Source organism: Nonomuraea sp. NPDC050643 (assembly GCF_040654715.1).
Classification (GTDB): Bacteria; Actinomycetota; Actinomycetes; order Streptosporangiales; family Streptosporangiaceae; genus Nonomuraea.
In genome coordinates this window covers 15,648-40,270 of record NZ_JBFAIM010000077.1, presented here as the reverse complement: position 1 = coordinate 40,270, position 24,623 = coordinate 15,648, and the positions used below count along the sequence as shown (strand labels likewise).

General features: G+C 71.6%; 21 protein-coding genes. 15 read left to right on the top strand and 6 right to left on the bottom strand.

The window, feature by feature from the left end:
- The 3 genes from AB0I15_RS55900 to AB0I15_RS55890 form a co-directional block, all read left to right on the top strand.
- The coding region (locus tag AB0I15_RS55900; RefSeq protein ID WP_358116295.1) for a gamma-glutamyltransferase at window positions 1-1,183 on the top strand (1,183 nt) is incomplete at its 5' end.
- Window positions 1,180-1,851 (top strand): pyridoxamine 5'-phosphate oxidase family protein, encoded by a 672-nt coding sequence (locus AB0I15_RS55895; protein ID WP_358116293.1) that lies wholly within the window; start codon window positions 1,180-1,182, stop codon window positions 1,849-1,851. The genes AB0I15_RS55900 and AB0I15_RS55895, both read left to right, overlap by 4 nt.
- A gap of 15 nt (window positions 1,852-1,866) precedes the next feature.
- Entirely contained in the window at window positions 1,867-3,018 is a 1,152-nt protein-coding gene (locus AB0I15_RS55890; RefSeq protein ID WP_358116290.1) for a membrane dipeptidase, read from the top strand.
- Here the strand turns inward: AB0I15_RS55890 and AB0I15_RS55885 are convergent.
- Window positions 3,015-3,872 (bottom strand): proline racemase family protein, encoded by an 858-nt coding sequence (locus tag AB0I15_RS55885; RefSeq protein ID WP_358116288.1) that lies wholly within the window; start codon window positions 3,870-3,872, stop codon window positions 3,015-3,017. The genes AB0I15_RS55890 and AB0I15_RS55885 overlap by 4 nt on opposite strands.
- A gap of 120 nt (window positions 3,873-3,992) precedes the next feature.
- Between AB0I15_RS55885 and proC the strand changes: the two genes are divergently transcribed.
- From proC to AB0I15_RS55845, 8 genes are all read left to right on the top strand, one after another.
- A complete protein-coding gene (gene proC, locus AB0I15_RS55880) occupies window positions 3,993-4,850 on the top strand; it encodes a pyrroline-5-carboxylate reductase (RefSeq protein WP_358116286.1) in 858 nt (285 codons plus the stop codon).
- An 11-nt stretch (window positions 4,851-4,861) separates the two neighbouring features.
- Entirely contained in the window at window positions 4,862-7,141 is a 2,280-nt protein-coding gene (locus AB0I15_RS55875; RefSeq protein WP_358116284.1) for a DPP IV N-terminal domain-containing protein, read from the top strand.
- Window positions 7,142-7,165: 24 nt separating this feature from the next.
- On the top strand, window positions 7,166-8,392 hold the full coding sequence (locus AB0I15_RS55870) for a helix-turn-helix domain-containing protein (RefSeq protein ID WP_358116282.1): 1,227 nt from the start codon (window positions 7,166-7,168) through the stop codon (window positions 8,390-8,392).
- A 137-nt stretch (window positions 8,393-8,529) separates the two neighbouring features.
- Window positions 8,530-10,137, top strand: a complete 1,608-nt coding sequence (locus AB0I15_RS55865) for an ABC transporter substrate-binding protein (RefSeq protein WP_358116279.1) — start codon at window positions 8,530-8,532, stop codon at window positions 10,135-10,137.
- Window positions 10,138-10,148: 11 nt separating this feature from the next.
- Window positions 10,149-11,147 (top strand): ABC transporter permease, encoded by a 999-nt coding sequence (locus AB0I15_RS55860; RefSeq protein ID WP_358116276.1) that lies wholly within the window; start codon window positions 10,149-10,151, stop codon window positions 11,145-11,147.
- Entirely contained in the window at window positions 11,147-13,012 is a 1,866-nt protein-coding gene (locus tag AB0I15_RS55855; RefSeq protein WP_358116273.1) for a dipeptide/oligopeptide/nickel ABC transporter permease/ATP-binding protein, read from the top strand. Before AB0I15_RS55860 ends, AB0I15_RS55855 begins: the two co-directional genes overlap by 1 nt.
- A complete protein-coding gene (locus AB0I15_RS55850) occupies window positions 13,009-13,725 on the top strand; it encodes an ABC transporter ATP-binding protein (RefSeq protein ID WP_358116270.1) in 717 nt (238 codons plus the stop codon). Before AB0I15_RS55855 ends, AB0I15_RS55850 begins: the two co-directional genes overlap by 4 nt.
- A gap of 75 nt (window positions 13,726-13,800) precedes the next feature.
- Window positions 13,801-14,736 (top strand): serine hydrolase domain-containing protein, encoded by a 936-nt coding sequence (locus tag AB0I15_RS55845; protein WP_358116267.1) that lies wholly within the window; start codon window positions 13,801-13,803, stop codon window positions 14,734-14,736.
- Window positions 14,737-14,873: 137 nt separating this feature from the next.
- On the opposite strand, the gene AB0I15_RS55840 is transcribed toward AB0I15_RS55845, so the two are convergent.
- Window positions 14,874-15,950 carry a hypothetical protein gene (locus AB0I15_RS55840; RefSeq protein ID WP_358116264.1) on the bottom strand — a complete coding sequence of 359 codons (1,077 nt, stop codon included), beginning with the start codon at window positions 15,948-15,950 and terminating at the stop codon, window positions 14,874-14,876.
- 283 nt (window positions 15,951-16,233) lie between these two features.
- Between AB0I15_RS55840 and AB0I15_RS55835 the strand changes: the two genes are divergently transcribed.
- On the top strand, window positions 16,234-17,244 hold the full coding sequence (locus AB0I15_RS55835; RefSeq protein WP_358116261.1) for a histidine kinase: 1,011 nt from the start codon (window positions 16,234-16,236) through the stop codon (window positions 17,242-17,244).
- Between the two features lie 61 nt (window positions 17,245-17,305).
- Entirely contained in the window at window positions 17,306-17,932 is a 627-nt protein-coding gene (locus AB0I15_RS55830; RefSeq protein WP_358116258.1) for a response regulator transcription factor, read from the top strand.
- A gap of 280 nt (window positions 17,933-18,212) precedes the next feature.
- Here the strand turns inward: AB0I15_RS55830 and AB0I15_RS55825 are convergent, their stop codons facing one another.
- Window positions 18,213-19,376, bottom strand: coding sequence for a S8 family serine peptidase (locus tag AB0I15_RS55825; protein WP_358116255.1), 1,164 nt, complete (start codon window positions 19,374-19,376; stop codon window positions 18,213-18,215).
- A 658-nt stretch (window positions 19,377-20,034) separates the two neighbouring features.
- Between AB0I15_RS55825 and AB0I15_RS55820 the strand changes: the two genes are divergently transcribed.
- Entirely contained in the window at window positions 20,035-21,189 is a 1,155-nt protein-coding gene (locus AB0I15_RS55820) for a helix-turn-helix domain-containing protein (protein WP_358116252.1), read from the top strand.
- A 113-nt stretch (window positions 21,190-21,302) separates the two neighbouring features.
- Here the strand turns inward: AB0I15_RS55820 and AB0I15_RS55815 are convergent, their stop codons facing one another.
- The 3 genes from AB0I15_RS55815 to AB0I15_RS55805 form a co-directional block, all read right to left on the bottom strand.
- Window positions 21,303-21,779, bottom strand: coding sequence for a sigma-70 family RNA polymerase sigma factor (locus AB0I15_RS55815; protein ID WP_358116249.1), 477 nt, complete (start codon window positions 21,777-21,779; stop codon window positions 21,303-21,305).
- 84 nt (window positions 21,780-21,863) lie between these two features.
- A complete protein-coding gene (locus tag AB0I15_RS55810; RefSeq protein WP_358116246.1) occupies window positions 21,864-22,778 on the bottom strand; it encodes a MerR family transcriptional regulator in 915 nt (304 codons plus the stop codon).
- Window positions 22,779-22,818: 40 nt separating this feature from the next.
- The gene (locus AB0I15_RS55805; protein ID WP_358116243.1) at window positions 22,819-23,229 is read right to left on the bottom strand and encodes a MarR family transcriptional regulator; all 411 of its coding nucleotides are present in this window, start codon (window positions 23,227-23,229) and stop codon (window positions 22,819-22,821) included.
- 126 nt (window positions 23,230-23,355) lie between these two features.
- Between AB0I15_RS55805 and AB0I15_RS55800 the strand changes: the two genes are divergently transcribed.
- Window positions 23,356-24,618, top strand: coding sequence for a deoxyribodipyrimidine photo-lyase (locus tag AB0I15_RS55800; protein ID WP_358116373.1), 1,263 nt, complete (start codon window positions 23,356-23,358; stop codon window positions 24,616-24,618).
- The last annotated feature ends 5 nt before the right edge of the window (window positions 24,619-24,623 follow it).

The window sequence follows — 24,623 nt, the reverse complement described above, 5'->3', positions numbered from 1 at the left end:
GGAGTGGGGCCGCCTGCCCTGGCGCGACCTGTTCGCCGACGCCCTCACGGCAGCCCGCGAAGGCTTCGTGGTCGACCAGCTCCTGTGGGGCTGGACGTTCGAATACCGCACCGTCGCCGGCCGCTACGCGCCGGGCCGCGACACCTGGTTCCCCGACGGCCACCTGTTCGGCGTCGGCGACCTGCTCCGCCAGCCGGCGCTGGCCCGGACCATCGAGCAACTGGCCGAGCAGGGCCCGGATTACTTCTACGAGGGCGACTTCGCCCGCCGCTACGTCGAGACCGCCCGCGCCGCCGGCGGCCGCATCACCCTCGACGACCTGGCCGCCGCCGAGATCACGGACCTGCCGCTGACGCCGCTCCCGGTGGCCGGCGGCTACGAACTGCACACCAGCGGCGCCCTCTACGCCCTCATGCTCAGCCTGGCCCACCTGACCGGCCACGGCCTGCACCGCATGATGCGCATCGTCGAGGAGTCCTGGCACCACGGCCTGACCTGGAACTCCTCCGGTATCCGGCTCACCCCTCCCGGTGGCCTGGACGTCTCACCCGAGGCCGCGGAGAAGCTGGCCGGGCGGGTCGTCGACGGCCCGCCACGCCCGTTCGACGCCATGAACATGGGCACCAACGCCATCGTCGCCGCCGACGCGGACGGCATGATCGCGCACGGCACCCATTCGGCGACCTCCACGCCGTTCGGCGTCGGGCTGATGGTGGACGGCGTCATCGTCCCGCGCCCGATCTTTCTGGCCGCCGACCCGGTCGTGCCGATTCCCGCCGGCTGGTCCACGTCGCTGCTGGCGCTGCGCGACGGCCGCCCCGTGCTCACCGCCGCCTCCCCCAGCATCTCCGCACTCCAGAACGTCTTCCAGAACACCGTCAACATCCTCCAGCGCGGCATGACCCCACAACAATCCGTCCACCAACCCCTCTTCGGCGCCTCCCACCACCCCAGCCGAAGCCCCATGGTCGAATCCACCATCGGCGAACCCGCCCTCACCGAAGCCGAGAACCAAGGACTCACCCTCACCCGCGTCTCCCCCTGGGAACCCGAAATGGGCAGCTGCCAAGCCATCGCCTTCACCCCCGACGGCACCCTCCACGGCGCCGCCGACCCCCGCAGACTCGGCCAAGCCGCCGGCCCCGCAGAGCACCGCCCCGCGCACCGAGAGGAAGCCCAGTGACGACAGACGACAACCGGCCCGCGAGCGAGCGGGTGCGCGTCCGCCGCCGCCCCCAGCGGGCCTCCTACGACCGGGATCTGGTGCGGGCGATCCTCGACGAGGCGCTGATGTGCCGGGTCGCGTTCGTCGACGACGGGCAGCCGTACGTGCTGCCGACGCTGCACGCCCGGCTGGGCGACACGCTCTACTTCCACGGCTCCCAGCGCAACCGCATGCTCGAGCGGATGCTCGGCCGCCCCATCTGCGTCGAGGCGACCGTCGTCGACTCGCTCGTCATGGGCAGGTCGGTCTTGGAGAACTCGATGAACTACCGCTCGGTCGTCGTCCTCGGCACCGGCCAGGAGATCGTCGACGCCGCGGAGAAGCTGGAGGCGATGCTGGTGCTCGTCGACCGGCTCCTGCCCGGCCGGCGGCCGGAGCTGCGCCCGCTCACCGACGCCGAGCTGCGCAGTTCCCGCGTCGTCGCCGTTCCGCTGGAGGAGTGCTCGGCGAAGGTCCGCACCGGGCCGCCGGCCGACCGGGAGGCCGACCGCGACCTGCCGGTGTGGGCAGGCGAGCTGCCGTTGCGGATCGTTCCCGGCGTGCCCGTCCCGGCGCCGCACGTGCCGGCCGGGGTGGAGCCACGCGAAGGCGTCGTGTCATGGGGCAGCGGACGCTCCGGCGTCTGAACGAGAGGACGGCTGATGCATCGGTACGGGGTCTTCGACTTCGGTCTCACGGACGAGCAGGAGGCGCGGGCCGCGCGCCTGCACCGGGAGAGTGTGATCATCGATCTGCTCTTCCAGGGCCCGTGCTCGCCGGACGTGTGGACGGACGAGCTGGTCGCGGAGGTGGACGCGCTCGGCTCGGACGACCTGTTCACCGTGGCGTTCTTCCTCAAGGAACGGGCGATCGCCGGACGTTTCCCGCAGTACAAGGAGCTGTTCGACGCCTCGGGCGTCACCACGGCGGCCACCGGCGGCTACATGCTGAGGGACAAGGCGTCGGTGCTCAAGGCCGCCCACCTGCTGGCCAGGGAACTGGACGCGTTCCCGTGGTTGCGCCGGGCCCGCAGGGCGGACGACATCCGCGCCGCCCACGCGGCCGGCGAGCAGGCCGTCTGGGGGCTCGTCCAGACGAACCTGCTCAACCCCGGCGACCTCGACCTCATCGACGCGGCCCACGCGCTGGGGGTGCTCAACACGCTCGACTGCGCCTACAACACGATGAACTTCATCGGCGCCGGCTGCACCGAGCGCTACGACCCGGGGCTGAGCCATTTCGGGCTGGAGTTCGTCCGGCGGTGCAACGACGTCGGTGTCATCGTCGACACCGCGCACTCCGGCCGGCAGACGACGCTCGACGCCTGCGCGGCCTCCACCTTCCCGGTCATCGCCACCCACACCTCGGCGGCGGCGGTGTTCGCGCACGACCGCGCGAAGAGCGACGAGGAGCTGCGCGCGATCGCCGGCACGGGCGGGGTCATCGGCGTGTACGTGGTGCCGTTCTTCCTGGCGGCGCCGGACGCGGCCCACCCGACGATCGAGCTGTTCCTCGACCACGTCGACCACATCAGCGACCTGGTCGGGTGGGAACACGTGGCGATCGGCACCGACTGGCCGCTGGCGCTGCCGTACCACGTGCAGGAGGCGACCTTCGCCGGCAAGCTGGGCGAGTTCGGGTTCCGGCCCGAGCACGGGATCGACAACGTGACGCGTACCCTGGACGGCTTCCGCGACTACCGCGACATGATCAACATCACCCGCGGGCTCGTCGCCAGAGGGTACGCGGACAAGCAGGTCCAGGGCATCCTCGGGGAGAACTTCCTGCGCGTCTTCGAGGAGGTCAACGGCTAACGGTCCACCCGGCCCCGCAGCAGGACGTGCTCGCCCTCCATCCAGGTCTCGAACGCGGGGCCGAACGGGCTGTGGTGGCGCAGCACCGAGCCGGGGCCGATCTCGCCGGTCGCGAGCGCGACGACGAGCCGGGCGCAGGTGCCGGTCCCGCACGGGCCCTGGTTGAGGATCGCGTTCCCCCAGATGACGGCCGAACGGGTCGCGTTCGCGGCCACCGGCTCGGTGAGCAGGAGCATGTCGGGCTGCGGGGCCTGCCCCGACCTGGCGAGGGCGGCGGCGACCTGCCGCAGCAGGAGATCGCCGTGCCTGGCCAGACGCCGGGTCGCGGACAGGTCGAGCCCGGCGTCGGCGGCCGCGACGACGGCGAACGTGTTCCCGGCGACCGGCACGATCCTGACCGTGAGCGGCCGGTCGTCGGCGAGGACGGAGTGCACGGCGGGCGTGCCGCCGACGGGCGGCATCCGCAGGGTCACCGATCCCGCCCCGTCGCCGGTGCCGTGGACGAGGCCGCTGGTGGTGTCGAACACCACGCCGCCGCCGGGGGCGCGGATCGCGGAGGCGAACATCGTGGCCTCGCCGCATCCGCCCAGGGGGCCGTCGGCGGCGACGAACAGCAGCCCGTCGTCCGCGCCCGGCCCCGGCGGGCGCGTCACCACGGCGACGATCGCGCCCGGGTCGCCGTCCATGCGCTTGAAGTACTCGGCGCGAACCCATTCCAGGCCGCCGGCGAGCGCGTCGCGCACACCGCCCATCGATCGTGCGCCGTGCGGGACGGACGACGCGTCGAAACAGGCGACCGGCTGCCCGGAGGTAAAGCCGCTCGCCAGGAACACCGGCTCAGAGGTAGGTTTCACAGCGCCCATCGTGACCTCGTCCGGGCCGCCGCTTCGATCGACGGGAGCCGAGAATCGGCGGCCGCACTTGCGACGTTCCGCTGAAGCCGCGCGCCGGGCCGGCCGCGTAACGTGCCGCAGGTGATCAAGCATCGTCTTGTCTTCGTCGGCGGCGGGAACATGGGCTCGGCCCTCGTCGGCGGGCTGCTCGCGGCCGGCTGGGAGCCCGCCGACATCGCTGTGGTGGAGCGGGTCCCCGCCAGGGTGGCGCAGCTCTGTGGCCTCTTCCCCGGCGTCACGGTGACCGGGGAGATGGTCCCGGCCGAGGGCGCCGTGATCGCGGTGAAGGCGTACGACGTGGGCGCCGCCGCCGAGCTCGTCGTCGCGTCCGGGGCGCGGCGGGTGTTGTCGATCGCGGCCGGGATCTCGATCGCCGCACTGGACGCCGTGTTCGGGGAGGGCGTGGCCGTCGTGCGCGGCATGCCCAACACCGCGGCGCTCGTCGGCAAGGGGGCGGCCGCCATCGCCGTGGGGCCGTCGTCCGCCGAGGCCGACCTGGTCTGGGCCGAGGAGGTGCTCGGCGCGGTGGGCACCGTGACGCGCGTGCCGGAGGCGCAGCTCGACGCCGTCACCGTGCTGGCCGGCAGCGGCCCGGCGTACCTGTCCCTGGTGGCGGAGTCGCTGGTCGACGCGGGGGTGCTGGCGGGGCTGCCGCGCGGGGTGAGCCAGGCCGTGGTGGGGCAGGTGTTCACCGGGTACGCGGCGCTGCTCGTCGAGAGCGGGCGCGATCCGGTGGCGCTGCGCGCCGAGGTCACCTCACCGGGCGGCGTCACCGCGGCGGCGCTGCGCGTGCTCGAAGGGCGCGGACTTCGCTCGGCCTTCCTGGAGGCGGTCATGGCGGGCACCGAGCGCAGCCGTGAGCTGGGTCAGACAGGTGTCGAAGCATTGGGCGCCCGCCTTCGCCACCCGCCGGAAGCGTCCGGCCGAGACGCGACGTAACGTGCCTGCCTATGAAGACGTTTCTGGATCCGGCGGTGTACCGGGGCGCGGAGAACCTGCTCGCTCACCGTCGAGCGGCCCTGGTGCGCGGCGGCACGGTGACGCCCCGGTGGATCGGCGGCGGCGACCGGTTCTGGTACCGCGCCGACGGGCCGGACGGACACTGGTTCGCGCTGGTCGATCCGGCGCGGGGCACCCGGGAGCCCGCCTTCGACCACGGGCGGCTGGCCGCCGCCCTCGCCGCGGCCTCGGGCGCCCCTGTCGAGACCCTGCCGTTCGACACCATCGACCCCACGGAGGGGGAGGTCGGGTTCGACGCTTTCGGCGCCCGCTGGCGCTGCTCACTCGACATCTACCGGTGTGAGAAGGCCGGTACGCGCGAGCGGCCCGACCCCCTGGAGGTGCGCTCGCCCGACGGGAAGTGGGCCGTCTTCCGCCGGGGACACGACCTGTGGCTGCGCTCGGCCGGGACCGGCGAGGAGCGGCCGCTGACCACTGACGGCGACTCCGCGGTCACCTATGGCGCCCAGCCCGACAGCCTCACCTACGGCGTGCTCATGCGCAAGCTCGGTCTGTCGTCGCTGCCCCCGCTCGTGGCCTGGTCGCCGGATTCCACCCGGTTCGTCACCCATCGGCTCGACCAGCGCGGCGTGCCGCTGTCGCACCTGGTGGAGTCGGCGCCCGCGGACGGCGGCCGGCCGGTGCTGCACTCCTACCATTACGCGATGCCCGGCGACGAGGTGGTGCCGCACGGCGAGCTGCTGGTGTTCGGGGTTTCCGGAGACCTCGCCGTCCGGGCCCGGACGGAGCCGCTCCTGATGCCCATGCTCTCGCCCCTGCTGTTCAAGCGGGTGTGGTGGTCTCCCGACGCAGGCGCCGTCTACTATCTGGACCAGCCGCGGGACCTGAAGACGCTGGGGCTCCATCGCCTCGATCCGCGCACGGGTGAGGTGCGCCGGCTCGTCGAGGAGCGGGCCGAGCCCCGCGCCGAGCTCGGCCAGGGCATGGGCCAGACGATCCTGCACCTGCTCGCCGGTGGTCGCGAGGTGCTGTGGTACTCCCAGCGCGACGGCTGGGGCCACCTCTACCTGTACGACACCGAGACCGGCGGGACGATCCGCCAGGTCACCTCCGGCGCGTGGGCGGTCCAGCGGATCCTGCGCGTGGACGAGGACGAGCGCGTCGTCTACTTCCTCGCCTCCGGCCTGGTCGCGACCGACCCCTACCGCCGCCAGGTGTGTCGTGCCCGCCTGGACGGCACCGGTTTCGCCCGCCTGACGGACGACGACCTCGACCACGAGGTGACGGTGCCGCCGGGCGAGGCGTACTTCGTCGACTCCGCGTCGGCCAAGGCCACCGCGCCGGTGACGACCGTGCGCGCCTGGGACGGGACGGTCCTGGTCGAGCTGGAGCGGGCCGACGTCACCGCGCTCCTGGAGGCGGGCTGGAGACCGCCGGAGCAGTTCACCGTCAAGGCGGCCGACGGGGTGACCGACGTGTACGGCGTCCTCCATCTGCCGCGCGACTTCGATCCTGCCCGGCGGTATCCGGTGATCGACAGCCCTTATCCCGGTCCGCACCATGGCCGCCTGCACCCCTCGTTCGAGGGGCGACCGCACCTGGACCGCGAGGCCGAGGCCATCGCCGCGCTCGGCTTCGTCGTCGTGACCCTGGACGGGCGCGGCACGCCGGGCCGCGACAAGGCCTTCCACGACCACTCCTACGGCCGGTACGACACCGCCGGATTCCTGGAGGACCACGTCGCCGCGTTGCGTGAGCTCGCGCGTACCCGGCCGTGGATGGATCTGGACCGGGTCGGCGTCTACGGCGCCTCGGGCGGCGGCTACGCGACCGTCCGCGCGATGTGCCTCTACCCCGAGTTCTACAAGGTCGGCGTGGCCACCTGCGGCAACCACGACCAGCGCTTCTACCAGCTCGCCTGGGGCGAGACCTACGACGGGCCCTACGACGCCGAGCGTTACGCGCGCTCCTCCAACGTCGAGATCGCCGACCGCCTCGAAGGCCGGTTGCTGCTCATTCACGGCGAGATGGACGACAACGTCCATCCGCACCTGACCATGCGCCTGGTCAACCGGCTGATCGCCGCCGACAAGGACTTCGACCTGCTCATCGTGCCGGGCGCCGAGCACCTGTTCGTCGGGTACGAGTCGTACGTCATCCGGCGCCGCTGGGACTTCCTCGTCCGGCACCTGTTGGGGGTGGAACCTCCCCCCGGATATAGAATTGCCCCCATTTCGCCTGATCCGAGCATTATGAGCGGGCTCGCATAATATGGGCGATGTAAGGTGATGCGTGTGGCCACTGAGTTACAACGCCTGATCGATGGGCTGGGCCGGCGGTTGCAGCGCAACATCTCGGTCGACGACTGGCGGCTGCACCAGCTCGCCTTCTCCTCCCACGAGTACGGCGCGGTGGACCGGCTGCGCGAGCAGTCGATACTCAAGCGCGACGTGCCCAACGGCGCCGCCGACTGGACGTTCGGCGCGGGCGCCAAGACCGCGCAGGGCCCCTTCCGCCCGCCGGTCGCGCCGGAGATCGGCGCCACCATGCAGCGGCTCTGCGTGCCGATCCGGCATGAAGGCGTCCTGCTGGGCTTCGTCTGGGTCCTCGAAGGCGACGACCCGCTCACCGACCAGGAGGTCGAGGCCGTACTCGCGGCCCTCGACACGATCGCCATCGTCATCCAGCGCGACCAGCTCACCCACGAGCTGCACAAGAGCCGCGCGAGAGGGCTGCTGCGGGATCTCGTGGCGCCCGACGACGCCCGTGCCCGCGAGCACGCCGCGGCCGAGCTGATCGACGCCGACCTGTTCGTCGCCAGCGAGCCGGTCATCGCCGTGGTCGTCACCCTCCACCCGGGTGAGCCGGCGCTGCTCGACGGGGAGCGCAACGTCCTGGAGGGCTGGCTCGAACGCATCGGCGCGCGCCTGCTGGACCGGCGGCACGTCAGCCTGATCCGCCGCGACCACGGGCTCATGCTGCTGTCGGAGAAGGATCCGCTGATCAGCGGGCCCGCCAAGCTGAGCCTGCTGGAAGAGCTGCTCGCCAATCTGGGCCGCGACCTGTCCGGAATCGACCCGGCGGCCGGCGTCGGCGAGCCGGTCAGGGACCTGCGCGACTTCTACCGCTCGTACCAGCAGGCCGAGAGCGCGGCCCGGGTGAGCCGGCTGGGAGACGAGTTCGGGCGGGTCACCCCCTTCGACCGCCTCGGCGTGTACGGGCTGCTCTCCCACATCCCGCCCGAGGAGCTGACCGTGCACGCGCTGCCGCCGGGGCTGCGCCGCCTACTCGAAGCGGGCGCCAAGGGCGAGCAGCTCGCCGACACGCTGGAGGCGTTCCTTGAGCACGCCGGCGACGTCCAGGCGGCGGCCGAGAAGCTGTTCATCCACCGGACGACCCTGTACTACCGGCTGCAGCGCATCGAGGAGTACACCGGCGCGCAACTCGCCCTCGGCGAGGACCGTCTCGCCCTCCACCTCGGACTGAAGATCGCCCGTCTGATCGGCCTGCGCCGCGACTGACGGCCCTGCCGCGCGAACTCGACAATCTGCTGCGTTGTGCGCCCAGGATTGCGACTCCTGTCGTTACCGCTGGTCGGCGCCGCGTATCACACTGATCCGAACGCGCTCAGCGGAGCCCTTTCGATTGGAACAGAGCCATGCGCATCAGGTTCGGCGTTCTCATCGCCACCACCACCCTGACGGCCGGGCTGGCGGCCTGTTCGGCCGACCCGGTCGGCGACGGCGACAGGCCGGTGGAGTACGCCAAGGACGGCACGTTCACCTTCACCCTGCCGAGCGACCCCGGCGTCGTCGATCCGTACCGCAACCTCGCCAGCCTCGCCGAGATGGGCGCTCTCGCCTACGATCCCCTGGTCAACGTGACGCCCGAGGGCGAGATCGTGTCGGGGCTGGCCGAGAAGTGGCAGGCCGACGAGAACTCCGTGACCTTCACGCTCAGAAGCGGCATCACCTGCTCCGACGGCACCGCGCTGACCCCGGCCCACGTGGTCAAGGCCTTCGACTTCCTGAAGGATCCCAAGAACCAGTCGCCGCTGTTCGGCCTGCTCGTCCCGGCGACGCCCTTCACCGCCACCGCCGACGACTCCGCCCGTACGGTGCGGGTGAGCACGAAGGAACCGTTCGCGCTGCTCCTGGAGACCCTCGGCCGGGTGCCCATCGTCTGCCCGAAGGGCATCGACGAGCCCGCGTCCCTGGCGAAGGCGTCCGCGGGCACCGGCCCGTTCGTGCTCAGCGAGGTCGTCCGCGGCGACCGCTACACCTTCACCCTGCGCCCCGGCTATGCCTGGGGGCCCGGCGGCGTACGCAACGACGCGCCCGGCACCCCGGCGAAGGTCGTCGCCCGGGTCGTGCCCAACGAGACCACCGCGGCCAACCTGCTGCTGTCCGGCGAGGTCAACATGGCCCTGATCGGCGGCGCCGACCGCGACCGGCTGACCGCTCGCAAGCTGCGGAGCTTCACCGTCGCAGCGACGCTCGGCGAGCTCTGGTACAACCAGCGCGACGGCCGGCCCGGCGCCGACCAGCAGGTACGCCGCGCCCTCACCACCGCGCTCGACCTGAACGAGCTCGCGCGGGTCTCCACCTCGGGCAGGGGCAGGCGGGCGAGCGGCCTGGTGGCCAACGCCTCCCAGCCGTGCGCCGCCGACAACGTCACCGGTCTGCTGCCCGCCGACACCACCCAAGCCGCCGCCCAGGCCGCCACCCTGCTCGACCAGGCGGGCTGGCCCGCCGGCCCGAACGGCGCCCGCGCCAAGGACGGCAAACCCCTCAAGGTGGACCTGCACTACAGCACCAACGACGGCGAGGGCAACATCGCCGCCGCCGAGCTGGTGGCGCAGCGGTGGAAGGCCCTCGGCGTCGATGTCAAGCTCACCGGGGACGACCTCAACGCGCTCAACCGGGCCATGTTCGAGACCGGCGACTTCGACGCCTACTGGGCCGGGTTCAAGCTCAACCTGCCCCACCAGATGGTGCCATTCGCCACCGGCGGCACCCCGCCGCAGGGCCAGAACTTCGCCGGCATCGAGAACACCGCCTACGAGGAGCTGGTGAAACAGGCCGGCAGCACGGCCGGCGCGGCCGGTTGCGCGTTGTGGAACGACGCCGAGAAGGCGCTGTTCCAGGCGGTGGACGTGGTGCCGGTCTCCGAGTCGGAGTTGCCGTACTTCCTGAGCAAGGCCGAGGCGAGCACGGAGGGCTGGCTGCAGCTCCCCATCCCGACCAGCATCAGGGTGCTGCGCTGATGAGCGGGCCGATGAGCGGGCCAATGAGCGGGCTGGTGAGCGGCGCTCCGGCCAGGCTGGTGCGCGCGCCCTGGGCGGCGTTCGCGCTGCGGCGGTCCTGGCGCTTCCTGGTGTCGCTGTGGGTCCTCGTCACCGCGTCGTTCCTGATGATCCACCTCATCCCGGGCGACCCGGTACGGGCGGCGCTCGGCACCACGGCGCCCGTCGAGCTGGTCGAGGCCCGCCGCCAGGCGCTGGGGCTGGACGCGCCGCTGTGGCAGCAGTACACGGGCTTCCTGCGCGGCCTGCTCACCGGCGACCTCGGCACCTCGATGGTCAACGACCTGCGGGTGGCCCAGGTGGTCGGCGAACGGCTGCCGGAGACGATCAAGCTGGCGCTGCCGGCGTTCGTCCTGGTGCTCGCGATCTCGGTGCCCGTCGGGGTGGTGATGGCCATGCTGACCAGGGGCGGGCGGCGGCGGGGCGGCGAGCTGGCGTTCACCTCCGCCAGTGTGTTCGTGGCCGCGATCCCCGAGTTCCTGCTGGCCGTCGGCCTGGTGTACGCGTTCGCGGTGTCCCTGCCGTGGTTCCCGGTGGCCGGGCGGGAGGAGCTGAGCTCGTACGTGCTGCCGGTGTTGTCGCTGGCGATCGCCCCGGCGGCGGTGATGGCCAGGATCGTGCGGGTGGAGCTGCTGGCGGTCCTCGGCGAGGACTTCGTCCGCACCGCGCGCGCCAAGCGCCTGCCGGCCCGGCTGATCTACGCCCGGCACGCGCTGCCCAACGCCCTGACCGCGACACTCACCCTCGCCGGCCTGCTGCTGACCTCGATGGTCGCGGGCACGGTGCTGGTCGAGAACGTGTTCGCCTGGCCGGGCCTCGGATCGACGATCGTCCAGTCGATCCTGCAGAAGGACTATCCCATGGTGCAGGGCGTGGTGCTCGTCTACGGGGCGGGCGTGCTGCTGGTGAACCTGCTGGTCGACGTGCTGCTGGCAGTGCTCGACCCGCGTTCGACGATCAGGGAGGGCTGATGGGCGGCAAGTGGCGGGTGGCCGTGCGCACTCCGGTCGGCGCGTGCTCGGCGGTGCTGATCGTCGTGGTGGGCGCGCTGGCGGTGCTGGCGCCGATCGTGTGGGGCGCCGGGGCGGAGGCGACCGACACCACCGCCATCCAGGCGGGGCCGTCGGCGGCGCACCTGCTCGGCACCGACTCCCTGGGCCGGGACATCCTCCTCCGCGTGCTGGTCGCGACCCGCCTGTCGGTCGGCCTGGCGGTGACCGCCACACTGATCGGGCTGGTGGCCGGCGTGCTGCTGGGCATCGCGCCGTCGGTGCTGCCGCGCCGGCTCGGCCGCCTGGTGACCTCGGCGGTGGGGATCGCGGTGGCCTTTCCCGCGCTGCTGCTGGCGCTGTTCCTCGCAGTGATCTTCGGGGTGGGGATGCAGGGCGCGGTCCTGGCCATCGGGCTGGCCGGGGCGCCGTCGTTCGCCCGGCTGACGCAGACGCTCGCGGCGTCCGTCGCCGGGCGTGACTTCGTCGCCGCCGCGAGGGTCGCCGGGGTCGGCAGGCTCCGGCTGATGACCCGCCACATCCTGCCGAACATCGGCGAGCCGCTCGTGGTGAACGCCACCATCGGCGCCGGCGGCGCGCTGCTGGCCTTCGCCGGCCTGTCGTTCCTCGGGATCGGGGTGCAGGCCCCGGACTACGACTGGGGGCGGCTGCTCGGCGACGGGCTCGACCGCATCTACACCAATCCGGCCGCCGCGCTCGCGCCGGGCGTGGCGGTGGTGGTCGTCGGCCTGGCGTTCAACCTCTTCGGGGAGACCGCCGCTGCGATGCTCGGCACCCGTACCCGGCGGCTGCGGCCCGCGAAGCCCGCGGAACCCGCGGAACCCGCGGTGCGACGGAGCCCGGCCCGCCCGGTGCGGGACGCGCCCGTACTGGCGGTGGAGGACCTGCGGGTGGCGTTCGGGCCGGTGACGCCCGTGCGGGGGGTGAGCTTCACGATCGGCGCGGGCGAGGCGGTGGGCATGGTCGGCGAGTCGGGCTCGGGCAAGAGCCTGACCGCCCTGGCGCTGTCCGGGCTGGTCGAACAGCCCGGCACGGTGACCGCGGGCCGGCTGGAGTTCCTGGGCACGCCGCTGCCGGGCGCTCCCCAGCGGGAGGTACGCCGGCTGCTGGGATCGTCGCTGGCGATGGTCTTCCAGGATCCGGTGGCCTCCTTCAACCCCACCCAGCGCGTCGGCCGGCAACTCGCCGAGGTGTCCGAGCAGCACCAGGGGCTGTCGCGCCGCGCGGCGCTCGGGCGGGCCGTCGATCGCCTGCGTGCCGTGCGGGTGACGGAACCGGAGCGCCGGGCCCGCCAGTACCCGCACCAGTTCTCGGGCGGGATGCTCCAGCGGGCCATGATCGGTATGGGGCTGATGGCGAGCCCGCGTCTGATCGTGGCCGACGAGCCCACCACCGCGCTGGACGTGCGGGTGCAGCGCGAGGTGCTGCGGCTGCTGTCCGGCGTGCGAGCGAGCGAGGGGGCGGCGATCCTGCTGATCAGCCATGACATCTCCGTCATCGCGCAGACGTGCGACCGGGTCCTGGTCATGTACGCGGGACGCATCGTGGAGGACATGCCCGCCGCCCGGCTGCGGGAAGGGGCCCGCCATCCGTACACCAGGGCCCTGCTCGCCTCCGTGCCCGACATGGACACCGACCTCGACCGGCCGCTCACCGTCATCCCCGGCCGGCCGCCCGAACCGGACCGGATGCCGCCCGGCTGCGCGTTCGCCCCGCGCTGTCCCCGGGCCGCCGACCGCTGCCGGTCCGAGGATCCCGAGCTCAGCCGGTCCGAGCATCGGGTCGCCTGCTGGCATCCGGACGAGCGCAGTGGAGGACCAGCATGAGCGAACTCGTCTTCGACGCCGTGAGCGTGCGTTACGGCCGGCACACGATCCTCCGGGAGGTCAGCCTGACGGTGCCCTCGGGCGCCACCGTGGGGCTGGTGGGCGAGTCGGGGTCGGGCAAGTCGACTCTCGCGCGGGCCGCGGTGGGCCTGTCGCCGGTCACCGGTGGGCGGGTGCTGCTGGACGGCGCCGACGTACGGGGGCTGGCCCGGCGGCCGGTGCAACTGGTCTTCCAGGATCCGTACGGCTCGCTCAACCCTCGCATGAGCATCGGGGAGTCGATCGCCGAGCCCATGCCGCGCGGCACCCGGAACCGGCGGGAGGAGGCCGCGCGGCTGCTGGAGCTGGTCGGCCTCGACCCGCAACGGGCGGGGGTGCGGCCCGCTCAGCTCTCGGGCGGGCAGCGTCAGCGCGTCGCGCTGGCACGGGCGCTGGCCGCGCGGCCCGAGGTGGTGATCGCCGACGAGATCACCTCGGCGCTCGACGTCTCCGTGCAGGGCTCGATGCTCAACCTCATCAGGACGCTGCAGCGGGAGATGAGCCTGACCATGCTGTTCATCTCCCACAACCTGGCCGTGGTGCGATACGTCAGCGACATCGTCGCGGTCCTCCGCCACGGGGAGATCGTCGAGTCGGGGCCGGCCGAGCGACTGCTCAAGGATCCGCGGCACCCCTACACCCAGGACCTGCTGGACGCGCTGCCGAAGCTGTGAAGGCGTACGCAACTTGCGCACACCGTTCCGTATGAGTACAGCGTGCGCATAAGAGAACGACGTACAGAAGTGAGCATGCCGACGAACGTGAACTGGTCCGAACAGGGCGGCTGGACGACCACAGGCGACTCCGGCCGCGGCGACGACTGCCTGGCCGCCTACGTTCAAGCCGCCCGAGACGTGCCCCTCGACCTGCCGCCGGATACCGCCCTGTCCTACGGCAGCCTCGGCTACGTCGTGCTCGGCCGCGTCATCGAAGTGCTCACCGGCACCACCTGGGACCAGGCCCTGCAAGACCGGCTGTTCACCCCGCTCGGCCTCCACCACTCGATGACCCTGCCCGAACAGGCACTACGCCACCGCGTGGCGATGAGCCACCTCGGCGAACCCGGCCACGACCCCGAGCCCGCCCCCGCCTGGGACCTGATGCCCCGCTCGGCCGGCCCCTACGGCCGCGTCATCATCTCCGCCGGCGACCTGGCCCGCTTCGCCCGGACGCACCTCGACGGCGGCCTGACCCCCGACGGCACCCGCCTGCTGTCCACCACCGCCACCACCGCCATGCAACGACGCGAGATCGACGTCCCCGACCAATGGACCGTCAGCGCCGACGGCTGGAGCCTCGGCTGGACTCTCTACGACTGGAACGGCATCGCCGGCTACGGCCACGACGGCGCCGCCATCGGCCGATACGGCTACCTCCGCGTCGTCCCCCACGCCGGCGTCGCCATCGCCCTGCTCACCAACGGCGGCGGCACCCGCCTGCTCTACGCCGACCTGTTCCGCGAACTGCTGGCCGAACTCGCCGGCGTACAGATGCCCGAACCCTTCGCCCCCGCCACCACCCCACCCCTGGACCTGAGCCTGGAACCGGTCACCGAAACCGTGTTCGCCGCCTCCGGCGCCGGCGCCGCCTTCAGCGAGGACTACATGCCCGTCGTCTTCACCACCCTGAACGACGGCACCGAATGCGTCTATGTCGGCATGCGCGCCACCCCCAAGGTGCCCTGAGACTGCGCACACCCATAATCGTCCTGGGCGCTCTGCTTGTTGGCGTGGTCCATGTCGGAGTGATGCGGCGGGCGGAATCCGTAGAAGCCGGTCATGACGTCGACATAGCCTCTGGGCATTCGAGCCACGCTCGGTCATCAGCCGGTCTCCGGGATCCCACCGCGTCCGCACACCCGGCAGGCGCCACGGCGGCGCAGATGGTACGCGAGCGTGGCGGCGGCCAGCGCGACACCCCACAGGGGCCACACCAGCGGCGGCGCCCAGATCGCCCACATGTCCCAGTCGCCCAGCAAGTCGTGCGCCGTGTACAGCCGCCAGTAGGTCAGCCCGCCCGAGAACACGATCACCGACACGATCGAGGCCGGGACGACGGCCAGCATCGGCGGCACCGGCCTGCCCGCCTTGAACCAGATCCACCGCGGATAGACCTCTCCCCAACGCTGGACGAGCCCAAGCGTGAGAACCGCACCGACCAGGCCCATCACGCTGAGGAACAGCCCACCCCAGCGCAGCCCCGACTCATCCAGCCACCGCCAGAACTCCGCGGTGATCCCCAGCGGAATGCCCGCCGCCCAGGCGAAGCGACTGGCGTCGTACAGGGCGGGGATCGCCGCGGCGACCGCCACCGCCCACACCCCCCAGCGCCGCGCCGCCCCCGGCACGGCCCAGCGTGCCGGACCGTGATCGCCCCGCCCGCACTGTACGCAATCACCCGCCGTACGCCGCTGGTAGGCCAGCGCCGCCAGCGCCCACAGCAGCCCGCCCACCAGGACGACGAACAGATTGATCCGCGACCAGGGCACCAGCTCCGACATCGGCTGCCCGCCCGGCACCCCGGTGAACGCGAACACCGCCAGCAGCGGCGCATAAGCCACCAGCATCAGCACCCGGTTGTCGGGCACCACCACCGTCAGCGCGACCGCCATCAGCCACGCGATCCCCAGCAGCACGGTACGACCCCGCCGTACCCCTCTGGCGATCGCCAGCCCGGCGACGGCCCCCACCCCGCCGAGCACCGCGATCACCGGCGCAGCCGCCTCCCGAGTCACGCCCCCGAGCACCGACAGCCCGGGCTCCCAGTCAGGATCGCTCCGGCCGAAGGGAAACCCTTGGCCGCCCAGCGCCCAGAACAGCCCCAGCGCCCCGTAACCCAGCGCCCAGACGGCTGCCGCGTACCCAGCCCACTGGGGCCACTTCGCCGATATTCTTCGCATGGCTCAAGCCTCGAGCCCGCCCCACGCCGGGCCTATCCGCCGATCGGCAGATCTTCTCCCGGTTCGACGCCGTCTCTCTGCGGAACGGCAGAGAAACCGGTGGCATCAGACGAGTTCCGTCAGCGCACCCCGGCTCCAAGGCGTTCAGAATCGGGTCAGGCTGATTACGGAAATGAACAGCCCTGGTAAGCACGAGAATCGCAGCCCTCGCCTCTCCAGAGCAGCCCTGCCGGGTGCGGACGCGGTGGGCGGCTGATGACCGAGCGTGGTTAGGCTCTCGGTCATGAAGTGGTCCCGCGGAGCCAAGGGCAAGGGTGGCGACGCGGCGTACCGGCGTTCGTTCGCCGCACCGCGTCGGCGCTCCGCTGCCTGGGTGGCGGGGGCCGCCGGGGCGGTTTCGCTGGCCGTGACACTGGCGCATCCGCTGGTCGGGGTAGTCAGCAACAGCGCGCCGTTACAGGTGGGCGAAGCGGCGGTGCTCCTGGTCCTGACCGCGATCACCGTCCGGCGCTCCGTGGGAGGGTGGGCGGCCGTGTCGGCCGGGCTGAGTGGGCTGGCGATGGCGCTCATCCTGCTGCGGGCCGTGTGGCAGGGGCCACCGCAGCTCACGTTCGGCGCCTGCGCCGGATGGGCGCTCGGCGCTGTGGCGGCCACAGGGGTCGGGCTCTACCTGCGAGGGCTGGACGACAAGCGGCGGCGCGCCGTGGCGGAGGCCACCCGGGAGATGCGGCTCGGGCTCGCTCGCGACCTGCACGACTTCGTCGCCCACGATGTCAACGGCATGCTGGTGCAGGCGCAGGCCGCCCAGGTGGTCGCCGACACGCTACCGGAGCCGGTCGCCGACGCGCTGCGGCGCATCGAGGACGCCGGGCAACGGGCACTGGCCTCGCTGGACCGTGCCGTGCACGCGCTGGGCGGGCAGGGGCCGGGCATCGAGGAACTGGAGCGCCTGGCCGACGCGTTCTCTCCCGTCGTCCAGGTGATGTTGTACGTCGAGCCGGGCATCACCGTGCGGCACGAGACCTCGTCGCTGGCCTACCGTGTGGTCACCGAGGCGCTGACCAACGTGCGCAGGCACGCGCCCCGAGCCAGGACCGTACGGGTGGAGATCCGCAAGGAAGGGGAGGACCTGCGCGTGCGGGTCGAGGACGACGGCGGGGGCAGCTCGCAGAGCACCAGGGTCGGCGGGTTCGGCCTCGGGAGCCTGACCCACCTGCTGGAGGCGCGCGGCGGGGAACTGGCCGCGAGCCCCAACAGGCAGGGCTGGCAGGTCTCCGCGCGGATCCCCGCATGACAGCCGGTATGGAGCGCAAGCCTTCATGACACCACGTGCGGACCACCGGACAGGAGCGGGTTTGACGACGCGGATTCTCATCGCCGACGACCAGGAAGACGTGCGGATCGGGTTCCGGTTGATCCTCAACGCGCAGCCGGACATGACCGTGGTGGGTGAGGCGGCCGACGGCGCTCAAGCGGTCGAGCTGGCTCGTCACCTGCGTCCCGATGTGGTGCTTGCCGACATCCGCATGCCGCGCATCGACGGGCTGGAGGTGACCAGGCGGCTCGCCGCCGAGACCCGCGTGATCGTCGTGACCACCTTCGACCTGGACGAGTACGTCCACACCGCGCTGCGCGAAGGCGCCTGCGGCTTCCTGCTCAAACGTTCGGGCCCCACCCTGCTGGTGGAGGCGGTCCGCGCGGCGATGGCAGGTGACACGCTGATCAGCCCCCAGGTGACGGTACGGCTGCTGCGGAGCCTGACCCACCGGCCCCCGCCGCCGCTCAAGGATCCGCTCACTCCCCGCGAGCTGGAGATCGCCCTTCTGGTGGCGCGAGGGCACACCAACGCCCACATCGCCACCAAGCTGACGATCAGCCCAGGCACCGTCAAAACGCATATCGCACACATCCAGCGCAAGGTGGGGGCCGCCAATCGGGTGGGTATCGCTGCCTGGGCCTGGAGCAGCGGCCAGCTGACCTGACCACAGACCCGGCCACCCCGACTTGCCCACAAACGTGATGAAATTCAAGCCATCTCCAGGCTCAGGCTCCATACGAGGCCGCCCTCGCTTCAGGCGTCGAGCTGCATTTCGCCGGCATGGCCGGCAACCTGCTCGACCGCGTCCGTACCCTTCCTCTGGACGACGAACAACGCGAAGCCCTCTCCGACGCGGCGTCCGGACGGGCGCGCGCCTCTGCCACGACCAACGTTCCTGACCATGAAGAGAGGCCCCTGGCGGGGCCTCTCTCGGGCATGGGCGGCTACGGGGCGCGGACGATGCCGATTCCCCGGTCGGCGATGTCCACGTTGGGGACGAAGGGTTCGATGGAGGCGTGCGCGAGCATGCGCGCCATGACCGTCGCGGCCTTCACCGGCACCGGCGACTTCATGACCTCCTCCCACCACAGCGCCAGCACGCCCGCAACGTGCGGTGTGGCCATGCTCGTGCCGGACGAGGAAACCAGGCCGCCATCGAGTTGCGCGGACTCGATGTCCACGCCCGGGGCGCTGATCTGCGGGAAGGTGTTGGAGAACCACGCGGGCAACAGGCCGTTGTGGCTCTGCTCCAGGGCGCCGACGGAGACCACGCCCTCGGCCGCGGCCGGCAGCGTGACGGCGATCTCGAACTCTGGGCGGGAGCTCTCGTTCCCCGCGGCCGCGGTGACGATCGAGCCGACCCCGATGGACTCGCGGCGGGCGATGAGCTGCATCAGCACGTCGAACAGGCGCAGGTTGGCCCGGTACGCCTCCAGGGCCAGCGAAGTCGCGACATCCGGCCGCAGTCCCAGCGCCTCGACCAGGTACTGCACGTATCCGGGGAAGTCATAGCCGATCGAGATCGAGATGACCTGGGCGCCCTGGTGCAGCGCCCATTCCATCCCGCGAAGCAGCATGTCGGTGTCGCCGCTGCCGTTGTCATCCAAGACCTTGCCGATCAGGGCCTTTGTCACGCCGGGCGCCACGCCGATACGCGTGCCGTCCACCGGCCGGCCGAAGATCGTGCCCGCGCAGTGCGTGCCATGGCCGAACTTGTCGCCGATGCCCGTGCCGGAGAAGTCCTCCTGGACCAGGTTCACCCCACTGAAAGCGGGGTGCGAGTAGTCGATGCCGGTGTCCAGGACGGACACGATCACGTTGGCTCCCGAACACCGCGACACGTCGGCGCCCACCGCTTTCACACCCCAGGTGACTCCGGTGGTGGAGTTCGAGGCGGAGTTGTTGTTCGTCCTCCTAGTGTTCCCGTTCGTCTCGAGCGGCTGGATCAGCTTCGTCGGCATCACCGGGGCGATTCCCCGCACCTCGGGGTCGCGGGCCAGCTCGCGTACCTCTCGCTTGGTCAGCTCAGCGGTCTCCACGTGCGGCTCGCTGACGGCGTCGATCGCGGTCGTGATGGTCGGCCGCGCCGACTCGAAGGGACTGGACAAGCGCGCTCCGCCGAGATCGCGCAAGATGCTGTACTTCTTTTCCATTGGCTTTCTCCCCCGACTACCTGGCCGTCCTTGGTGGGACGGTGACAAGATCCGTTGTCCCGGCACAGCACAAGGCCCGGCCGTGCCGCCGGATGACGTCCGACGGCAAGGGTTGGGGACCTTGAATCACCTCTGGCGTGCGGCAAGTCCTCATCAGGACCTCGATACCGCTGCCATGCCTGGTTTGCACGGCGGTGATGCCCGGGTTCGGGTAGGTCGCCACTCAAGTCGAGATGAAATCCTCCCCAATGCGCCGGACCCCTCACAGGGCACGTACGGGATCTACAAGATCCTCCGCCACCTCTTGACCCTCGCGCTCACCCCGGCCAACGGAGGGCCGCTGCCCCGCGCCGGCAGCCGGCCCGCCTCCGACATCGGCCCGGGTCCGGCTCGGGGACCTCCGCAATCGCGGCGAAATTGCGGCCAGACCGTCTTTCATTTCCGCTTCCTCCAGAAATGCAGCGCATTTCTATACCATCACGAATTCTCATTTGCCGGCCGACGCGAATTCGCCGAACGGATAACGCATCACCTGCCCACAACCGGAAACCGGGTGATCCGGGACAGCCGCCGGCGCGAATGACAAGGAGCAACGGTCTCACCGGAGGTGCGCGTGGGTGATCTCTTCCGCATGCTGACGAAGCGGGTGGACGCCAATGCACGCAGGGCGGTTCAGGTGTACGCACGTGAACTGCCCGAATGGCGGACGATGGCCGCCAGCGACCGCGAGCACGCCGCGCCGCTGGACTTCGCGGTGCTGCTGCGGCGCCGCACAGTGGAGCTCGCCTCGTACGACCAGCCGCACACCGACGACGACCTGGCCGCCATCGCCTCCGTCGGGCACGAACGCGGCCGCGCGGGCGTCTCGCTCGACTCCGCGCGACGTGTGCTGGGCCTGCACACCTCCCTCATGGTGCAGGAGATGCACGAGGCGGCCGGGCCCACGGAACTGGACGACCTGCTGAGGATGCTCGGCTGGCTCGGCCAGCAGGGACTCGCGGCCAAGGACTCCTACACCCGCGGGTTCCTGGAGGGGCAGCGACATCTTCTGCCGGACACCGAACGCGTTCAGCAGCTCGCCTCGGCCCTGCTCGTCGGCGACCCCGCCGCCGACCTCGCGTTCCGGCTCGATATGCCGACCGCCTCCTCCTACACGGTGACGGTCGTACGGATCGCCGACCCCGGCTTCCGGCCCGCCCCGGCCACCCGCACCGAGATTCTCGGCATCCTGATCGACAAGGACCGGGTGCCCATGGTGTGGAACGACCGGCTGGAGTTCGTCGTGCTGGTGCCCGCCGCGGATCCTGACCGGGAACGCGCCCTGCCGCTGGTCACCGCGTTCGCCGAGTCTGTGGGACGTCCCTGTGCCGTCGGCGCCAGCACCGCGAGTTTGTCCGCCCTGCCCCGCGCCTTGTCTCTGGCACGGCGGATCAGCCAGACCGCTCCCGTCGAGCGCGTCCCACGTCGGGTCAGCACCGTCGCCGACGTGTTCGTCGAGCTCGGCGCGGCCCTGCTGCCCGAGGTCGACCAATGGCTGCGCCAGGTGGCCCACCGGCTCTCGCGAGGGCCGGACCTGGTGGCCACGCTGGACGCCTACTATCGCCATGACATGAACCGCATGGCCGCCGCGAGCCACCTGTACGTCCACCCGCGTACCCTCGACTACCGCCTGCGCAGAACGCGGGAGCTGACCGGCATCGACCCCACCACCACGCACGGCGTGCGCACGCTGTCCGCCGCCGTCACCCGCATCCTCGCCGACGGCTGACATCGCCGGGAGCGTCCCGAAGGCCCCGCCGGCCCTGGCCGTGGAGGCCACCGCCTGGGCTCCTGGCTTTGAAGACGTAGCCGCCGACGTCGGGCGAGGTCGGGCCAGGGCGGTCATGCCGCCAGCAGCGTCTGCAGCCGGTGCAGGCCGCGCGCGGTCCTGGCCTTGATCGTGCCCAGCGGCACGTCCAGGTGCTCGGCGATCTCCCGCTGGCTGAGGTCGCCGTAGTAGGCCAGCTCGATGGCCTGCCGCTGCGGCCCGGGCAACTCGGCCAGGGCCCTGCGCAGGCGGTCGCGGTCGGCCAGGCTCTCGCCGTCGTCACGGCCGTCGTGGCCGACGGGCTCGCTCACCGCATCCAGGGGCACCGAGGTCGGAGGGCGGCTGCGCAGGTGGTCGATGGCGCGCTTACGGGCGATGCCGAGCAGCCATGCCTCCAGGCTCCGCGACGGGTCGTAACGCTCCCGTGAGCGCCACACTTCGGCGAACACCACCTGGGTCACGTCATCGACGTCCTGAGGCGGGATCAGCCTGCGCAGGTAGGAGCGGATCAGCCAGGCGTGGGTGCGGTAGCACTCGGCCAGGGCCTCCATGGCCGCCTCCCTTCAGAGATAACCTACTCAAAACTTATTCAACCAGGCCGGCGCGATTTCCCACAAGGAAAGCCAGGGAGATCGTCAGCCAAGGATGCTGACGATCGTGGCGACCGCCTCGTCCAACGAGGTCACGTGGACCACTCCGGCCGGCAGCGTCGCCGGCCAGCCCGGCCCTCCGACGACGGTGCGGGCGGGCGGGCGTACGGCGGGAAGCGTGGCCAGCGGCGCGGGGTCGCCGGTGTGGTGGGTCTGCGACCAGACGAAGACCACGGCGGGACCGAGACCGCGCACGGCGTCCGTCAACGCGGAGTACGGCGTCCGTGCGCCGAGGATCCGCGTCTGCACTCCGTGCTCGCTGCTCAGCGTCGCCGCCAGCGCGTAGACGGGCAGGCTGTGCTGCTCGTCCTCGGCGCATGCCAGCAGCACCGGCCGGGCGTTCACCGGGCGCGCCGGCTGGTCGGTCAGTGGAGCGAGCGCGGCCAGCAGCCGGTCGGAGAACAGGTGCTCGACCTCGATGGCCGCGCCGGTGCGGGCCTGACGCCTGCACAACGTGTCGAAGACGGGCCGGACCAGCCTCTCCCAGGTCCAGACGATGCCGTTGCGGGCGAGCGCGGCGGCGATCCCCTCGGACACGGAGCGGCCGTCGAGGGCTGTCGCGGCCCTGGCCAGCATCGCGGCCGTCGGCACCGCGTCGGCCCGCGACCGCGCGGGCTCCGGTGGGGCCGGAGGTGGGGCCAGAGGTGGGGCCGGGTGCGGACGCAGGCGCAGCGCCTGCGTCGCGGCCTCGGCCGGGGCGACGCCCGCGTGGATCAGCCGATTCATCTCCGCCAGACGGAGTACGTCGGCCGCGTCATAGCGCCGATGGCCCCCCGGGCTGCGCCTGCTGGGGCCGATGCCGTAACGGAGGTTCCAGGTGCGCAGGGTGGGCGCGGGCACGCCGAGTCTGCGGGCCACGGCGCCGATGCCGTATCCCTGCTCTTCCTCGACTCCGTCCATCCCCCGTACCTTCGCACAGGCCCCGCCCGCGGTTGCGCCGTCAACCGAGCGTGATGAGCCTGACCAGCTCTCGCCTGAACCCTTCGTAGTCCTCGACCGCGCCCAGCAGTTGCTCGGAGCTGCGCTCGGCCTCGTGGGCGAGCTCCAGCGTCTCCGACCCCGTGCCGGTGATGGTCACCAGCACGCGCCGCCGGTCGCGACCGTCCGCGTGCGTGCCGACGAATCCGGCCCGCCGCAGGTGTCCGATCGTACGGCTCATCGTCTGGTCGGTCACCCGGCACAGGCCGGCCAGCTCGCGCTGGGTCAGCGGGCCGTCGACGAGGTGGTGCAGGGCGATCAGGCCGGCGTGGGTCAGCCCGTGGGCGGCGAGGAACTCGTGAAAGCGCCCCTCCACCAGTCGTGCGGCCACCGACAGCAACCGGCCGGTGGGCCAGGTGTCGATCTCGGCCACCGGATCATTGTCGCAAAAGGATCGCCGGTTCTGTCGGCGCCGGCCGGCACCGACCTTCCGCAAATGTTCAGCCTGCTGAACAAATCGGCGTCAGGATGCAACCGCACCGTCGGCGGCTACGAAAGCATGGTCGTGGATACGGTGATTGTGCTGTTCAACCGGGACCTGCGGGTCCACGACCACCCGGCCTTGAGCGCCGCCTGTGGTCGTGCCCGCCGGGTGATCCCCCTTTTCGTGCTGGATCCCGTCGTGCCGTCGGGCCGGCGCGGCCCGTTCCTGGCCGCCTGCCTGACCGACCTGCGAGATTCGTTGCGGGCGCGTGGCGGGGACCTGATCCTACGGCGAGGCGACGTCGTGACCGAAACCCTGCGCCTCGCCCGGGAGACGGCGGCCGAGGCCGTCTTCACCAGCGCGGACGTCAGCGAGCTGGCCCGGACCCGGCAGCGACGCCTGTCGGACGGCATCGAGCTGCGCAGGTTCCCCGGCGTCACCGTGGTGCCCCCCGACCTGCTCCGCCCCACCGGGGGCGGCGACCACTACCGCGTCTTCACCCCCTACTGGCGTGCCTGGCAGCGAGCCGTGCGCCGCGCCGTGCTCCCCGCTCCCGGTCACGTGCCCACACCCTCCGGGATCCATCCGGGCGAGCTGCCCGACGGTGACCGGCAGGGCGGCGAGACCCGCGCGCGCGAACGCCTGCGCGCCTGGTCCTCGCGCCACCTGTCCCATTACGCCGAAGGTCACGACGACCTGGCCGGTGACACCACCTCCAGGCTCAGCCCCTACCTGCGCTTCGGCTGCCTGTCCCCGCTGGAGCTGTCCACCCTGGCCAACGACGACTTCACCCGGCAGCTGTGCTGGCGCGACTTCTACCACCAGGTCACCTTCGCCTTCCCGCGCATCAACCGGGACGACTACCGCGCGCGCGGACACCAGTGGCGCGACGACGAGGCGGCGCTGCAGGCGTGGCAGGCGGGCCAAACCGGCGTCCCGATCGTGGACGCCGGCATGCGCCAGCTCCTCAGCGAGGGCTGGATGCACAACCGCGCCCGCCTCATCACCGCCTCCTACCTGGTCAAGCATCTGAAGATCGACTGGCGGTCCGGCGCGGCGCACTTCTTCGACCTCCTCCTCGACGGCGACGTGGCCGACAACTTCGGCAACTGGCAGTGGGTCGCCGGCACCGGCAACGACACCCGTCCCAACCGCACGTTCAACCCGATCCTCCAGGCCAGGCGCTTCGACCCGGAGGGGTGCTACGTCCGTGCCCACGTGCCGGAGCTGGCCGACGTCCCGAACGCCCACGTGCACCAGCCCTGGAACTCATCGACTCCCGTCCGCGGCTACCCCTCCCCGCTCAGGATCCCCGGCCCCGAACCGACCCTCTTTTGAGGAAG